The sequence below is a fragment of the Sphingomonas yabuuchiae genome (genome assembly GCF_014199595.1).
Lineage (GTDB): Bacteria > Pseudomonadota > Alphaproteobacteria > Sphingomonadales > Sphingomonadaceae > Sphingomonas > Sphingomonas yabuuchiae.
On the sequence record NZ_JACHNX010000010.1, the window covers coordinates 44264 to 58727 of the forward strand.

The following is a 14464-nucleotide window of genomic DNA, read 5'->3' on the forward strand; positions in this document are numbered from 1 at the left end:
AAATGGCGACGGGTGCAAGTCGAACGCAACCAGCCCCGATCCGGCGCACGCGTTAACCTATTGTACACTCCTGACATGCGACCGCTATGCCATGTCCGGGTCGCGCCAGCCTGTTGCCAATATCCCTGCTTCTGCGGGCCTTACGGGCGCGGCGGTGGCGATTGGCATCGCGTTGCTGGCGGCGGCGATCGTCCTGATCCAGCTGGGCCTGACCCTTCCGGCGAAACTTTTGCTGTCCGCGACGGCCGTCGCTGCCGTCCTCGTCCATTGGCGCCTTCCCGCGTCTTCGGCCCGCTCGCCCGATGTCGAGCAGATCGACCCGCTGACCGGGCTGACGAATCGCCGCTATTTCCACGATGTCGGGCAGGCGATGATCGAGAATGTGCAGCGCCGCCAGCGCGGCATTGCACTGATGCTCGTCGATATCGATCGTTTCCGCGCCATCGCCGGGTCGCTGGGCCATGAAGCCGGCGACCTGCTGCTCCGCCATGTTGCCAAGACCATCCGCGACGAAGCGCCGTCCGAGGCGATCGTCGCACGGTTCGAGAGCGATTGCTTCGGCTGCCTCATCCCCTTCGACCCGCGCGGCCGCGACCGGATCGAACGGCTGGCCGAACGGCTGGCGGTGCGACTCGGCCAGCCGGTGAAGCTGGTCGATCAGGAACTGACGCCGCGCGCCGCCATTGCGCTGACCCGCATCGACGACGGGGCCGCGACGGTCGACCGGCTGGTCCGCCAGGCCGATCTGGCTCTGATCGCCGCCAAGGCGCGCAGCGACGGCAAGCCGCTCTGGTTCGCCCCCGCGATGGAAGAGGCGATGGCCGAGCGTAACGCCATCATCACCGACCTGCGCGCCGCCCTGGCGAATGGCGATATCCAGCCCCGGTTCGAGGCGCAGGTCGATCTGGGCACCGCGCGCCTGACCGGGTTCGAGGTGTCGGGCTATTGGGATCATCCCAGCCTGGGTCCCATGACCGCCGAACGCTTCATGCCCGTCGCCGAAGCCTGCGGCCTGTCGGGCGAGGTCTCCTTGTCACTGATGCGGCAGGCGATGGCCGCCGCGCGCGACTGGGACCCGTCGATCACCCTGTCGATCCCGCTCGCCGCTTCGCAATTCCAGGATGCCTGGCTGGCGCAGAAGGTCATCAAGACGCTGACCGAGTGCGGTTTCCCCGCGCACCGGCTGGAAATCGAGATTACCGAAAATGCGTTGTTCGCCAATCTGGCGCTGGCGCAGTCGATCGTCATCAGCCTGAAGAACCAGGGCATCGCCCTGGCGCTCGATGCGTTCGGGCGCGGTTATTCCAGCCTGGCGCATTTGCGCGCCCTGCCCTTCGACCGGGTTCGGATCGATCCGAACTTCATCCGCAACATGGCGGCCGACCCGGATTGCTGTGCCATCGTCACCGCCATCGTCCATCTGGGCGACAGTCTGCACCTGCCGATCGCCGCCAAGGGCGTGCGAGACCTGGATATCGAGATGCGGCTGCGCGACATCGGCTGCTCGCACGGACAGGGCTCGCTCTATGGTCCGCCGCTCGATCTGGCGCAGGTGCGTCAGATGCTGGCGGAAAAGCGGCTGCTCGCGGGCATCTCGCCCTCCTCATTCACCATCCCGCGTCTGGCTGGCTGAGATAGTCGCGTTCCGCCTCGGTCGAGGCTCGGCCCAGCGCCGCATTGCGACTGGGATAACGCCCGTAAAGCCGGATGACGTCGCGATGATCGCGGGCGAAGAAGAGGTTCTCCGCGCGTCCCAATTCAGTGAATTTCGCGACGCTCAAATCCTGCATCGCACGGGACTCGGCATGCATCAGCGGCATATAGATAAAGGCGAGCCGTTCGGGCGGATAGCGATCCTCCCATCCCGCATCGATTGCGCCCAGGCACAGTTCCAGCGCCAGCGGATCGGCGGCATAGGCCTGCGCCGAGCCGCGATGCAGATTGCGCGAAAACTGGTCGAGCAGCAGGATCGCCGCCAGCAGTGTATCGGGATCATCCCGCCAGCCGATCGCCTCGGTCGCCAGCACCTGATCGCGCAGCACACCGAACCGCTCGGCGATCACCCGGTCGAGCGCATCGTCCCTGGCAAAATGCTTTTCGGGTGGCAGGGCGAACCAGAAGTCGATTATGTCCCGCGCCTCCGCGTGGACACGTCGTTCATCCATCCCTAGATCAGCAGCCATGTCGTCCCCATCCGGGCCCGAGATCATCAGTCTGGGCTGCCGCCTCAACATCGCCGAGAGCGAAACGATCCGCGCGCTGGCCGCCGGGCGGGAGGACTTGGTCGTCGTCAACAGCTGCGCCGTGACCAACGAAGCAGTGAAGCAAACCCGCGTCGCCATCCGCCGCGCGGCCAAGGCGCGGCCAGACGCCCAGATCGTCGTGACGGGATGCGCCGCGCAGATCGATCCGGCCAGCTTCGCCGCCATGCCCGAGGTCGCGCGCGTGCTGGGCAATGTCGACAAGCTGCGCCCCGAAAGCTGGGCCTCGGCCGAACCGATGCTGGTCACCGATATGTCGCGCGTGGTCGAGACCGCGCCGCATCTGGTGTCGGCCTTTGCGGGCCATGCACGAGCGTTCGTCGAGGTCCAGAATGGCTGCGACCACGCTTGCACCTTCTGCATCATCCCGACCGGGCGCGGCCCCAGCCGTTCGGTGCCAGCCGGGCTGGTGATCGATCGCATCGCGCGCGCCATCGAACTGGGGCATCGGGAGGTCGTACTCACCGGCGTCGACCTGACCAGCTATGGCCATGACCTGCCGGGCCAGCCGAGTTTGGGCCTGCTGGTCGAGCGTATCCTGACCCATGTCCCCACCCTCCCCCGGCTGCGGCTGTCGTCGCTCGACTCGATCGAGATCGACGACCGTTTGTTCGAGCTGGTGACGGGTGAGGCGAGGGTGATGCCGCATCTGCATCTGTCGCTCCAGGCGGGCAACGACCTGATCCTCAAGCGGATGAAGCGCCGCCACAGCCGCGCCCAGTCGGTCGCCATCGTCGAGCGGCTGCTGACCGCACGGCCCGAGATCGCGATCGGTGCGGACCTGATCGCGGGCTTCCCGACCGAGGATGAGGCGATGGCGGCGGACACGCTGGCGCTGATCGACGACGCCCATATCGTCCACGCGCATATCTTTCCCTATTCGGCGCGCGACGGCACGCCCGCCGCCCGGATGCCGCAGGTGCCGCACCCGCTCCGTCGCGAACGCGCCGCCCGCCTGCGCGAGGCTGCCGCGCGTCGCCGCCGCGACTGGCTGGCCACGCAGATCGGTGCGACCCGTGACGTGCTGGTCGAGCGGCCGGGCACGCGCGGCCACGCGCCCGACTTCGCCGACATTCATTTTTCCCCCGCCGCCGAACCGGGCAGCATCGCCCGCGTTCGGGTCACGGCGGCGACCGAAACCCATCTGATCGGACAATTGGCATGAGTTCTTCCTCCTCCTGGCACGACAAGCTGCTCGGCGGTTTCCGTCGCACCTCGGACCGGCTGGTCGGCAATCTGGCGGGCCTGGGCACCGCGCGGCTCGACGAGGGCACGCTGGACGAGATCGAGGAAGCGCTGATCGCCTCCGACCTCGGCCCCGAAACGGCGGGTCATATCCGCACCCGCCTGGCCGAGGGCAGCTTCGAGCGGAACATGGAGGATCTCGGCATTCGCCTGGTCGTGGCCGAGGAAGTCGAGAAGGCACTGGCCAAGGTCGCCACCCCGCTGGAGATCGACGCCTTTCCCCGGCCGCAGGTGATCCTGGTCATCGGCGTCAACGGGTCGGGCAAGACGACGACCATCGCCAAGCTGGCGCATCTGTTCATGGAGCAGGATTATGGCGTGATGCTGGCAGCGGGCGACACCTTTCGCGCCGCCGCCATCGGCCAGCTCGCCACCTGGGCCGAGCGGGTCGGCGTACCGATCGTCTCGGGCAAGGAAGGCGGCGACGCCGCGGGCATCGTCTATGAGGCGGTGAAGCAGGCGACCGCCACCGGCATCGACGTGCTGATCGTCGACACCGCCGGGCGCCTCCAGAATAAGCGCGAGCTGATGGACGAGCTGTCCAAGATCCGCCGCGTGCTCGGTCGCCTGAACCCCGAGGCGCCGCATGACATATTGCTGGTGCTCGACGCCACCACCGGCCAGAACGCGCTCAACCAGATCGAGGTGTTCAAGGACGTGGCGGGCGTCACCGGCCTGGTCATGACCAAGCTGGACGGCACCGCGCGCGGCGGCGTGCTGGTCGCGGCGGCGGAGAAATACGGCCTGCCCATCCACGCCATCGGTGTCGGCGAAGGCATGACCGACCTGCGCCCCTTCGACGCCAACGAAGTCAGCCGGATCATCGCGGGCATCGAGGGGGGCCGCAAATGAGCGTGCCCCAGAAGGAAGCCAGCGCAGGGTTGAAGGCGGGCATCGAGTACGGCCCGCTGATCCTGTTCTTTGCGGTCAATTTCCTGGCGCCGATCGGCCCGCTGACCCGCGTGCTGGTCGCAACCGGTGTCTTCATGGCCGCGACCGTGGTGGCGATGATCGTCAGCAAGGTGAAGCTCGGTCGCATCTCCCCGATGCTGTGGCTGTCGGGCGTGCTGGTCGTCGTGTTCGGCGGCCTGACCCTGTATTTCCACGACGAGCGCTTCATCAAGATGAAGCCGACCATCGTCTATGCGATGTTCTCCGCGCTGCTGTTCTTCGGGCTGGCGACCGGACGGCCGCTGATCCAGATGGTGCTGGGCAATGTCTATCCGGGGCTGACCGAGTTGGGCTGGCGCAAGCTGACGCGCAACTGGGCCTGTTTCTTCGCCTTCATGGCGGTGCTGAACGAAGCGGTGTGGCGTAATTCGACCTGGGATTTCTGGGTCGGCTTCAAGCTGTGGGGCGCGATGCCGCTGACCATCGCCTTTGCGATCGCGAATATTCCGATGCTGTTGCGGCATGGGCTGAATGCGGAAGGCGCGAAGGTCGACGAACCGCCGGTGGAATAAACTCCAATTCCTCCCCTGTAAGGGGAGGGGGACCAGCGAAGCTGGTGGAGGGGTGTAACCGCTCTCGATAGGGCGACACCCCTCCGTCAGGCCTTCGGCCTGCCACCTCCCCTGCAAGGGGAGGAATAAGAATAGAAAAAAGGGCGGCTCCAGTGGAGCCGCCCTTTCCCTTATCCGAAACGGATCGGCGTAGGAATTACGCGACCGCCGCCTCGTACCGGCGACCGGCCTCGTCCCAGTTCACGACGTCCCACCAGGCCTTCAGATAGCCCGGGCGGTCGTTCATGTACGTCAGGTAATAGGCGTGCTCCCACACGTCGTTACCCAGGATCGGCGTGCCCTTGTCGGCGACGACGTCCATCAGGGGGTTGTCCTGGTTCGGGGTCGAGGTGACCTTCAACTTGCCCTCGGCATCCGCGATCACCCAGGCCCAGCCCGAACCGAACTGACCCGCGCCCTTGGTGTTGAACTCGTCCTTCAGCTTGTCGAGGCCGCCGAACGCCTCGATCGCCTCGGCCAGCTTGCCCGAAGGCTGGGTCGTGCCGGGCTTGGTCATGATCTTCCAGAAGAAGTCATGGTTCCAGAAACCGCCGCCATTGTTGCGGACGGCGGCCGGGGCCGACGAGATGTTCGCCAGGATGTCCTCGATCGACTTGCCCTGAAGCGACGTGTCGGCTGCCACCGCCTCGTTCAGCTTGTTGGTGTAGGCGGCATGATGCTTGTCATGGTGGAAGGTCATCGTCTCCTTGGAGATGACCGGCTCCAGCGTGTCATAGTCGTACGGAAGGGGCGGCAGTTCGAAAGCCATCGTGATTGCTCCTTTGGGGTTTGCCTGTGGCAACGCCGGGCGCCTCAAATGGCTCCCCGAACGCGGTTACGCAACCGTTCCGATCAGATCGTGACGACGAAGCGCATGACGAAGCTGATCATAGGACAGGCCCAGCGCCTCGGCCGTGGTCCGCTGGTTGAAGCGGTTGTCGGCCAGCGCCTTGGTCAGCAATTCCCGCTCGAACCGGGCGACGCGCGACTTGAAGTCGGATGGGCCAACGTCGCAGGCCGCCACCTCGTCGCCGTCGCTCACCGGCTCGGCGGAGGCGGGCGGATTCCCCTGCTCACTCCGCGCGGCGGCAGGCGACTGGCCCTGCGGGCGATAGGGCGAGCGGAACGGATCGATCTCGATCGCATCGACCGGCCCCTCGCGGTCCCAGCGATAGACGGCACGCTCGACCACGTTGCGCAATTCCCGGACATTGCCGGGCCAGCGATGCTCCATCAGCGCATCGGTCGCCGCCGCCCCGAAGCCGGGCCACTCGTTCCAGCCAATCTCGGCCGCCATGCGCCGCCCGAAATGATTGGCCAGCACCATGATATCGCTCTTGCGCGCGCGAAGCGGCGGCAGCGTCACCACCTCGAAGCACAGCCGGTCGAGCAGATCGGCACGAAACTGATGCGCGGCGACCTTGTCGGGCAAATGCTCGTTGGTCGCCGCCACGATACGCACATCGACCCGCAGGGGCCGTGACGATCCGATCCGCGTCACCTCGCCATATTCCACCGCGCGCAGCAGCCGGTCCTGCGCCGCCATCGACAACGTGCCCAGCTCGTCGAGGAACAGCGTGCCCCCGCTCGCCTCCTCGAACCGCCCCGCCCGCGCCTTGGTCGCGCCGGTAAAGGCGCCCGCCTCATGGCCGAACAGCTCGGCCTCGATCAGCGTCTCCGGCAACGCGGCGCAGTTCATGATGACCAAAGGCTGGTCCCAGCGTCCGCTCAGCCGGTGGAGGCGCTCGGCGACCAGCTCCTTGCCGGTCCCACGCTCGCCGATGACCAGCACGGGACGGTCGAGCGCGGCGGCGCGGCTAGCCCGTTCCAGCGCGTCCAGAAAGGCCCCCGATTGGCCGATGACCTGACTCGTTCGCTCCATTCCCAACAGGTGGCGGATTTTCCCAACGCTTGGCAAGAGTGCAATCGTTGTTTCTCCGCAACTATTGCAAAAACCCCTGGATTTCCGCCATTTTTGAAACTGGCACGCCTCCTGCAAAGCATCTGGCATCCCGCCGACGAGCGGACCGAAACAAAAGAATTCAGGGAGTTTCCACCATGTTCGCCACCACCTTCAGCCGCCAGATCGCCGCCATCGCCTGCACCGTCGTGATGAGCGCCACCTGCCTGATGGGCGCCCTCGCCCCCGCGCATGTCGCCACCAGCACGCCCCCGGTTGCGGCGATCGAGGCACCGACCGCATAATCCCCGAATAGCCGCCATCAAGGAGTATCCGATGGGCATTTTCTCCCGCACCCGCGATATCGTCGCCGCCAATTTCGCCGACCTGCTGGACAAGGCGGAAGACCCCGCGAAGATGATCCGGATGATCATCCTCGAAATGGAGGAAACGCTTGTCGAGGTGCGCGCCTCCGCCGCCCGCACGATCGCCGACCAGAAGGAAATCCGCCGCCACATCATGAAGCTGGACCAGCTTCAGGACAGCTGGACCGAAAAGGCCGAGCTGGCGCTGTCGAAGGATCGCGAGGACCTGGCCAAGGCCGCGCTGATCGAGCGTCAGAAGGCCGCCGACATGGCCGACCAGCTGAAGGCCGAAGTCCAGGTGCTCGACGATGCGCTGCGCGCGTCGGAAGAGGACATCGCCAAGCTGCAGAACAAGCTGCGCGAGGCGCGGACCAAGCAGAATGCGGTCCAGACCCGTCTGGAAAGCGCCAACAACCGCTATCGCTTGCGCGAGATGTGGAACGGCCCGAAGACGCACGATGCGTTCAGCCGCTTCGACATTCTGGAGCGCAAGGTGGACGAGGCCGAGGGCCGCGCGGAAGCGCTGGGCCTGGGCGCGAACCCCAAGACGCTCGAGGACGAGATCGCCGAACTGCGCGCCTCGGACCGGGTCGACGCCGAACTCGCCGCGCTCAAGGCGCGCCTGAACAAGGGGGAGTGAGATGGAGGATATCATCACCCCCGGCATCGCGATCACCACGATCTTCATCGCGCTGCCCTGGCTGATCCTGCACTATATGACGAAGTGGAAGCAGGCGCCCAAGATCACCCATGAGGACGAGCAGCTGCTCGACGAGCTTCACCTGCTCGCGCGCCGCCTGGAGGATCGGGTGAACACCGTCGAACGGATCGTCGCCGCCGACAATCCCAACTTCAAGCCGGGTCTTCAGTCCGAATGGCGCCCCGAACCGCGCCTGGGCCAGACCGACTACAGCCTCGATCGGAGGAATTGAGATGACCGCCAGCCGCACCAATTTCTACCTCGACAAGCAGAATGCCAAGTTCAAGGGCGTCTGCTCGGGCATCGCCGACTATACCGGCGTCGATGTGATGTGGGTCCGCGTCGCCGCGGTCCTGCTCACCCTGACCGGGGTCGGCATGCCCTGGGTCCCGCTCGCCTATATGCTGATCGCCTGGATGGCGACGGCCAAGCCGATCGGCCTGTACCAGTCGGACGAGGATGCCAAGTTCTGGCAGGGCGTGCGCAGCAATCCGCGCCGCTCGACCGCCGAGGTCCGCTCGAAGTTCCGCGATCTCGACCGTCGCCTTGCCGATATCGAGCTGCACTATACCAGCCGCAACCGCCAGCTGGCCGACGAGATCGACAGCCTGCGCTGAGACCGCGCTGACACATCAACTATCCTATGGGAGTATGGATTATGGCTTGGGGAGGACCGGGTTTCGTCCTGGCGATCATCGCAATGTCGACGATCGGTTGGGTCGTCACCACCTGGATCCGTGCGAAGCACGGCTACAGCCTGGAAAATGACTGGGGCGGGATGACGCACAAGAGCGACATCGCCGATGGCCGCAAGGTCGAATTGCTGACCGCCGAGAACCAGAAGCTGGTCGGCCAAATTTCTCGACTGGAAGAGCGGATCGCGGTGCTGGAGCGCATCGCCACCGACCCCGCCGAGCGGACCGCGCGCGAAATCGACGCGCTGCGCGATCGCTGAGGGAGGGGATTGATGAACAACATCGCTCTTCTGATCCCCATCATGGGCATCAGCTGCGGCCTGGTCGCCATCATCGGCGGCGTCTTTGTCCGGCCCTGGTTCAAGTATCGCGAAAAGCAGCTGGCCACCGAAGCCTCGATGGTCGCGGAAAAGGCGGCACAATATGCCGCCCAGACCGAACGGCTCGAACAGCGGGTCCGGGTGCTGGAGCGGATCATCACCGATCGCGGCCTGGTCCTGAGCGACGAGATCGAAGGCTTGCGCATACCTGGCGAAACGCCCGTCCGCATCGAACACTGACATAAGTATCCAGAGGGGAGTTACCGCTATGTCCGGCGGACAGTTCATGACCGTTCTGATCGTTGCGATCGTCATGGTCGCCAGCATCTTCAAGGCCAAGCATCGCCGTTCGCCCGGCCTCGACATGGTCGAGCATCTGCGCGGCGACGCCTCGCGCGACACCCAGGCGCTGCGTGCCGAGGTGCAGCAGCTCAAGGAGCGTATCCAGGTCCTGGAACGCGTCATCACCGACGAACGCAAGAGCATCGATCTCGACCGCGAGATCGAGCGGCTGCGCGACCGTTAAGCCACCATTGATACGGACAGGGAGCCCGGATCATGACCGACACCAATCTCTACATCGTGATCGCGACCGCCGGCCTGGCCGGCCTGGCGATGATCGTCACCGCAGGCCTGGCGGGCTGGCGCGGCTGGTTGCAGCTGAAGAACCGGGAGTTCGAACGCAGCCACGACATGCCCTACCCGCCCGCCGCCTCGGCCGCGTCGCGGATCGAGATGGCGGACCTGAAGGAGCGTATCCGCAAGCTCGAAGCCATCGCCGCCGGGGTCGATCTCTGACCATGACGCGTTTTGCGGCCCTTCGCCGATGGACGACCCGGATCGCCTGTGGCGGCGCGGTCGTCGTCGCCGGGGTGCTCCATGTCCCCGCCGCGCTCGCCTTTCCCTATCGCGCCGATTTCGGGCGGACGACGGTCCTGTCCGAACAGCCGATCGATACGGCCGCGATGGGACAGGTGCTTGCCCGTGCCGACGGGTTGCTGGCGGCAAGCCCGCTCTATCGGCCTGGGCTGTCGCGCCAGCTGGTGCTGACCGATGGGGGCTGGCGCTGGGACATATTGTCGATCGGAGCACAGGGGTCGATCGCGTTCCGGCGACCCTTCGCCCATGCGCTGATCTTCAACCGCCATTCGGTGGCGGCGGACCGGGTGACGAACGGCGCGCCACTGGGCGGCGTACGCACCCTGTCGGGCACCATCGCGCACGAAATGACTCACCGGCTGGTCGCCGATCATATCGGCGAATGGGCAGCCCTTCGCCTTCCCGCCTGGAAGCGTGAGGGCTATCCGGATTATGTCGCGCGGGAAACCAGCATCCACCCGCAGGACGAGGCGCTGATCCGCGCGCGCGATCCGCATGCGCGGGTGCTGGCCTATTATGAGGGGCGTCGCCGCGTGGCGGCCGAACTGGCGCGCAATGGCGGATCGGTGGACGCCCTGCTCCGGGACTAAGCACGCAGGGACTGAACAGTTGTCGTGAAGCGCCGTTCGCGGTAGCGCGAGCGCCATGTCCGATCTTGCCGAAATCCGCGACGAATATGAGTTTCTCGACGCCGACGATCGCTATCGCCTGCTGATCGATCTCGGCCGCGCGTTGGAGCCGATGCCCGAGGCGTTGAAGACCGATGCGACGCTGGTGCGGGGATGCTCGGCCTCGGTCTGGGTCTATCCGACCAAGGGTGATGCGGAAGGGCTGCACTTTCTGGCGGATTCGAACGCGGCGATCACCAAGGGGATCATCGCCTTGGTGTTGAAGACGGTGCAGGACAAGACGCCTGCGCAAATCCTGGCGACCGATATCGAGGGCGAACTGGCGCCGTTCGATTTGCGGAACCAGTTGAGCTCGAACCGGACGCAGGGGATCCCGAACATGATCGCGCTGATCCGGGAGACTGCTGGGCGGTATTGAGGTTCTGGGTGCGGGCTCGGTGAGACCCCTTGCCCTCCCCCATCCCCTCCCGCTTGCGGGGGGGGGGGGGGCGTGCTTCTTGGCTGGCCCGAACCTACTTTAAAAACGTCTGCCCCATCCCTGACGGTCGACAAAGAGAATTGCCCGCGCCTCCAGCCGCTCCCCTCCCGCAGGCGAGTTTCAGGTCGGTCATGCCCCCGGCATGACCTAAACGATGCGGGGCATCGTTTACCTGAAACTGGGATGGGGGAGGGCCAAGGTGTCTCACTGAGACCGCCCCCCCCAAAAGAAGTCATTCCCGCCCCAACCGCGCCGCGATCACCTCGACATCCTCGTCCGGCGTCACCACCAGCCATTCCCCCGGCCGACGCCCATCCACCAGCGTCACCGCATTCTTCGGGCACAGGCCCAGGCACTTGGTCTCGATCACCCCGACCGACGCCTTGCGCCCCTTGCCGAAAATTCGCTTGAGCGCCTTCGCCAGCGACGTCTTGCCCTTCGGCCCGAACCCGCCGCCGACCTTTTTCGAGCATTTGCCGCAAACCAGAACCGTCGCTTCCCAGTCCGCCTTGGCGCGACGGATCATTCGGGCTTCCAGCTGCGCCGCTCCTCGGCGGCGCGCAGAACCTCATAGGCCGCCTGCACCTGCTGGAACTTGGTCGCCGCATCCGGATCGTTGGGGCGGATATCGGGATGGTTCGCCTTGGCCAGGCCACGCCAAGTCGCGCGAATCAGGTCGAACTCGGCATCCGGCTCCAACCCCAGTGCGTCGAGCGCGCGCATCTCGTCGCGCGATCGGCTGCCGTCGCCCGGCCCGGCCCAGGCTTGGTGCTTGGACTGGGCATAGCCTGCGCTGGTCTGCCGTTCCGAGGCTTCGCGCGCGGCGGCTTCCTCCGCGCTCAGGCCCTGAAAATAATCCCAGCCGCGATTATACTCGGCCGCATGCGCCTCGCAGAAATACCAGCGGTCGGGGCTGTTGGGGGACTTGGGGGCCGGGCAATTGCCCGGTTGGTCGCAACCATGCCGGTCACAGATACGCACCGGCTCGGCCTCCCGCGACGCGCCATAGCTGCGCCAGCGGGGGAAGCCCCAGTCGTTGGATCGGGTAGAAGAACGCGCCACGCCGGCCGATTTAAGCGACTTGCGCGCCGGTGCAAGCGTCCGCACCGCGCTTTGCGGGACAGAGCCTTCAAATGCCCGCTGAATCGCTTGACCGACAATGGTTCCCTCGGTCATGAATTATCCGTCATCATATATTCATGTCCGTACCGGGCATATGCGGACGCCCAGTTTTGACAGGAGCCAGCGTGGCCCAAAGTCGTTCCTTCCTGGCCACCGCAAGAGCGGACATACCGGCCTCCATCGTGGTGGCGCTGGTCGCCCTGCCCCTCTGCCTCGGTGTCGCGGTCGCGTCGGGCGCCCCGCCCTTTGCGGGCATGATCGCCGGAATCGCGGGCGGTCTGGTCGTCGGCTTCCTCTCCAAATCGCCTTTATCGGTCGCGGGTCCTGCCGCCGGTCTGACCGTCATCGTGTTCGAGGCGATCGAGCGGCTGCCCAGTTTCCAGGTCTTCCTGCTGGCCGTGATGCTGGCGGGCATCCTCCAGCTGGCTTTCTCCTTCACCCGCGCGGGCGTGCTGGCAGAGTTCGTCCCTTCTTCAGTCATCACCGGCATGCTGGCAGCGATCGGCCTGATCCTGATCCTCAAGCAGATCCCCCATGCCATCGGCTATGACGGCGATTTCGAGGGCAGCTTCGAATATGCCAACCGGGCGGGCGGCAACACCTTCACCGACCTGTGGACCAGCGTCAGCAACGATATCGCGCCGGGCGCGGTGCTGATCGGCGCGGTGTCGCTGGCCTTCCTGTTCTGGTGGGATCACGCCAAGCCCAAGCAGGGCCCGCTGCGGCTGCTGCCCGGGCCGCTGGTCGTCGTCGTCATCGGCGTGGTCGGCAACATGATCCTGGGCGCGACGCGGCCCGACTGGCAGCTGGCGGGCGCGCATCTGGTCCGCGTGCCGGTCGCTGGCAGCGCATCGCAGTTCCTCGGCCAGTTCCAGCTTCCCGACTTTTCGGCGATCGGCATGGGCGCGGTATGGACCACCGCGATCACGCTCGCCATCGTCGCCAGCCTGGAATCGCTGCTGAGCGTCAAGGCGGTCGACGAGCTCGATCCGCGCCGCCGCACCACCGACAAGAATTGGGAGCTGATGGCGCAGGGCGGCGGCAATATCGTCTCCGGTCTGCTCGGCGGCCTGCCCGTCACCTCGGTGATCGTGCGGTCTTCGGCCAATGTCGATGCGGGCGCGGAGAGCAAGCTGTCGACCATGCTGCACGCCACCTGGCTGCTGATCTCGGTCGCGCTGATCCCGGTCGTGCTGAACCAGATCCCGCTGGCCGCGCTGGCGGCCGTGCTGATCGCCACCGGCTACAAGCTGTGCAAGCCCAAGCTGTTCACCGAGCGGTACAAGCAGGGGTGGAGCCAGTTCATCCCCTTCATCGTCACCATCCTGGCGATCCTGCGCACCGACCTGCTGATCGGCATCCTGGTCGGGCTGGTCGTGGGCTTCGTCTTCGTCGTGGCGCGCAATTTCCGCCCCGCGCTGACCTATGCCTATGACGATGGCGACTGCCTGATCCGGGCGCGGCGCAACCTGTACTTCATCCACAAGTACGAATTGCAGAAGTCGCTCGCCAAGGTGCCGGACGGTGCCAATCTGCTGATCGACCTGTCCTCGACCTCCTATGTCGACCTGGACAATGTCGACATCATCAACGCCTTCATCAAGGGCGCCGACTTCCGGGGCATCAGTGTGATCGTGCGCGGCGACATCGCCGAGCGGACTGCCCCGCTCATCAATGCCCCATCGACGGGAGTGCGCTACGCATGAGGGAATATAAGCAGCTCCTGCTCGCCAATAAGGCATGGGCCACCGAACTCCTCGAGGAGAAGACCGACTTTTTTCAGCGGCAGACGGTGGGGCAGAAGCCCGACTTTCTGTGGATCGGTTGCTCCGACAGCCGGGTGACGCCCGAGCAGATGACCATGACGCCGCCGGGCGGCATGTTCCTGCACCGCAACATCGCCAATCTGGTGCATGACGATGACCTGAACCTGTTGTCGGTCGTGCAATATGCGGTCGACGTACTGAAGGTCCGCCACGTCATCCTGTGCGGCCATCATGGCTGCGGCGGCGTGCTGGCGACGCTGGAGGGCGGCACGCAGGGAGCGGTCGACCAGTGGCTGGGCAATGCCCGCGACGTGCTGCACCGCCACCGGGACGAGATCGACGCCCAGCCGGACCAGGCGTCGAAGGTCAACCGGCTGGTCGAGGTGAACGTGATGGAGCAGTTGCGTCACCTCGCCCGGCTCGACACCATCCAGAAGGCGTTTGCCGAGAAGCGCGAGCTATGGCTTCACGGCTGGGTCTATGACATGCGCGACGGGCATATCAAAACCCTGCTGGAGATCGATGCGGACACCGATCTCGACGCACTGGCGCGGCCCGACAAGGTATTGGTGTAGGGTTGATCGACACTACCGCCGGCTCCC

Annotated in this window: 21 protein-coding genes; 16 read left to right on the top strand and 5 right to left on the bottom strand. The window is 65.6% G+C overall.

What is annotated here, in order from left to right; translation table 11 throughout:
- The first annotated feature begins 91 nt into the window (after positions 1–91).
- On the top strand, positions 92–1633 hold the full coding sequence (locus tag GGQ89_RS12940) for a putative bifunctional diguanylate cyclase/phosphodiesterase (RefSeq protein WP_076716805.1): 1542 nt from the start codon (positions 92–94) through the stop codon (positions 1631–1633).
- On the opposite strand, the gene GGQ89_RS12945 is transcribed toward GGQ89_RS12940, so the two are convergent.
- On the bottom strand, positions 1608–2183 hold the full coding sequence (locus tag GGQ89_RS12945; RefSeq protein ID WP_184106091.1) for a DUF924 family protein: 576 nt from the start codon (positions 2181–2183) through the stop codon (positions 1608–1610). The two genes, GGQ89_RS12940 and GGQ89_RS12945, sit on opposite strands and share 26 nt — an antisense overlap.
- On the opposite strand from GGQ89_RS12945, the gene mtaB reads away from it, so the two are divergent.
- Genes mtaB through GGQ89_RS12960 form a run of 3 tightly spaced genes read left to right on the top strand, consistent with a single transcriptional unit; the run spans position 2182 to position 4969 of the window.
- The gene (gene mtaB / locus GGQ89_RS12950; RefSeq protein ID WP_184106092.1) at positions 2182–3426 is read left to right on the top strand and encodes a tRNA (N(6)-L-threonylcarbamoyladenosine(37)-C(2))-methylthiotransferase MtaB; all 1245 of its coding nucleotides are present in this window, start codon (positions 2182–2184) and stop codon (positions 3424–3426) included. The genes GGQ89_RS12945 and mtaB overlap by 2 nt on opposite strands.
- On the top strand, positions 3423–4358 hold the full coding sequence (gene ftsY, locus GGQ89_RS12955) for a signal recognition particle-docking protein FtsY (protein ID WP_056433924.1): 936 nt from the start codon (positions 3423–3425) through the stop codon (positions 4356–4358). The genes mtaB and ftsY overlap by 4 nt, the downstream gene beginning before the upstream one ends.
- Positions 4355–4969 carry a septation protein A gene (locus tag GGQ89_RS12960; RefSeq protein WP_076716810.1) on the top strand — a complete coding sequence of 205 codons (615 nt, stop codon included), beginning with the start codon at positions 4355–4357 and terminating at the stop codon, positions 4967–4969. The genes ftsY and GGQ89_RS12960 overlap by 4 nt, the downstream gene beginning before the upstream one ends.
- 196 nt (positions 4970–5165) lie before the next feature.
- Here the strand turns inward: GGQ89_RS12960 and GGQ89_RS12965 are convergent, their stop codons facing one another.
- Positions 5166–5777 carry a superoxide dismutase gene (locus GGQ89_RS12965; protein WP_056433929.1) on the bottom strand — a complete coding sequence of 204 codons (612 nt, stop codon included), beginning with the start codon at positions 5775–5777 and terminating at the stop codon, positions 5166–5168.
- A 66-nt stretch (positions 5778–5843) separates the two neighbouring features.
- The gene (gene pspF, locus GGQ89_RS12970; protein WP_076709302.1) at positions 5844–6890 is read right to left on the bottom strand and encodes a phage shock protein operon transcriptional activator; all 1047 of its coding nucleotides are present in this window, start codon (positions 6888–6890) and stop codon (positions 5844–5846) included.
- Between the two features lie 176 nt (positions 6891–7066).
- On the opposite strand from pspF, the gene GGQ89_RS12975 reads away from it, so the two are divergent.
- Genes GGQ89_RS12975 through GGQ89_RS13020 form a run of 10 tightly spaced genes read left to right on the top strand, consistent with a single transcriptional unit; the run spans position 7067 to position 10914 of the window.
- Positions 7067–7213: a hypothetical protein gene (locus GGQ89_RS12975; protein ID WP_172839675.1), complete on the top strand. Its 147-nt coding sequence runs from the start codon at positions 7067–7069 to the stop codon at positions 7211–7213.
- A gap of 31 nt (positions 7214–7244) precedes the next feature.
- The gene (pspA, locus tag GGQ89_RS12980; protein WP_042483728.1) at positions 7245–7913 is read left to right on the top strand and encodes a phage shock protein PspA; all 669 of its coding nucleotides are present in this window, start codon (positions 7245–7247) and stop codon (positions 7911–7913) included.
- 1 nt (position 7914) lies between these two features.
- A complete protein-coding gene (gene pspB / locus GGQ89_RS12985; RefSeq protein ID WP_056433936.1) occupies positions 7915–8205 on the top strand; it encodes an envelope stress response membrane protein PspB in 291 nt (96 codons plus the stop codon).
- A gap of 1 nt (position 8206) precedes the next feature.
- The gene (gene pspC, locus GGQ89_RS12990) at positions 8207–8590 is read left to right on the top strand and encodes an envelope stress response membrane protein PspC (protein WP_056433939.1); all 384 of its coding nucleotides are present in this window, start codon (positions 8207–8209) and stop codon (positions 8588–8590) included.
- Between the two features lie 41 nt (positions 8591–8631).
- A complete protein-coding gene (locus GGQ89_RS12995; protein ID WP_184106093.1) occupies positions 8632–8928 on the top strand; it encodes a hypothetical protein in 297 nt (98 codons plus the stop codon).
- 12 nt (positions 8929–8940) lie between these two features.
- Complete coding sequence (locus GGQ89_RS13000) at positions 8941–9228, top strand: hypothetical protein (RefSeq protein ID WP_184106094.1); 288 nt, start codon at positions 8941–8943, stop codon at positions 9226–9228.
- Between the two features lie 46 nt (positions 9229–9274).
- Positions 9275–9514 carry a hypothetical protein gene (locus GGQ89_RS13005; RefSeq protein ID WP_056434531.1) on the top strand — a complete coding sequence of 80 codons (240 nt, stop codon included), beginning with the start codon at positions 9275–9277 and terminating at the stop codon, positions 9512–9514.
- Between the two features lie 32 nt (positions 9515–9546).
- On the top strand, positions 9547–9786 hold the full coding sequence (locus GGQ89_RS13010) for a hypothetical protein (protein WP_042483743.1): 240 nt from the start codon (positions 9547–9549) through the stop codon (positions 9784–9786).
- 2 nt (positions 9787–9788) lie between these two features.
- On the top strand, positions 9789–10457 hold the full coding sequence (locus GGQ89_RS13015) for a hypothetical protein (protein ID WP_184106095.1): 669 nt from the start codon (positions 9789–9791) through the stop codon (positions 10455–10457).
- A 55-nt stretch (positions 10458–10512) separates the two neighbouring features.
- Entirely contained in the window at positions 10513–10914 is a 402-nt protein-coding gene (locus GGQ89_RS13020; RefSeq protein ID WP_184106096.1) for a SufE family protein, read from the top strand.
- Positions 10915–11206: 292 nt separating this feature from the next.
- Here the strand turns inward: GGQ89_RS13020 and GGQ89_RS13025 are convergent, their stop codons facing one another.
- Both GGQ89_RS13025 and GGQ89_RS13030 read right to left on the bottom strand, forming a co-directional pair.
- Complete coding sequence (locus tag GGQ89_RS13025) at positions 11207–11500, bottom strand: (2Fe-2S) ferredoxin domain-containing protein (RefSeq protein ID WP_184106097.1); 294 nt, start codon at positions 11498–11500, stop codon at positions 11207–11209.
- Positions 11497–12036 (bottom strand): DnaJ domain-containing protein, encoded by a 540-nt coding sequence (locus GGQ89_RS13030; protein ID WP_184106098.1) that lies wholly within the window; start codon positions 12034–12036, stop codon positions 11497–11499. Before GGQ89_RS13030 ends, GGQ89_RS13025 begins: the two co-directional genes overlap by 4 nt.
- Before the next feature lie 185 nt (positions 12037–12221).
- Between GGQ89_RS13030 and GGQ89_RS13035 the strand changes: the two genes are divergently transcribed.
- Both GGQ89_RS13035 and GGQ89_RS13040 read left to right on the top strand, forming a co-directional pair.
- Entirely contained in the window at positions 12222–13802 is a 1581-nt protein-coding gene (locus tag GGQ89_RS13035; protein ID WP_184106099.1) for a SulP family inorganic anion transporter, read from the top strand.
- Positions 13799–14437 carry a carbonic anhydrase gene (locus tag GGQ89_RS13040; protein WP_184106100.1) on the top strand — a complete coding sequence of 213 codons (639 nt, stop codon included), beginning with the start codon at positions 13799–13801 and terminating at the stop codon, positions 14435–14437. Before GGQ89_RS13035 ends, GGQ89_RS13040 begins: the two co-directional genes overlap by 4 nt.
- Positions 14438–14464 lie beyond the last annotated feature (27 nt).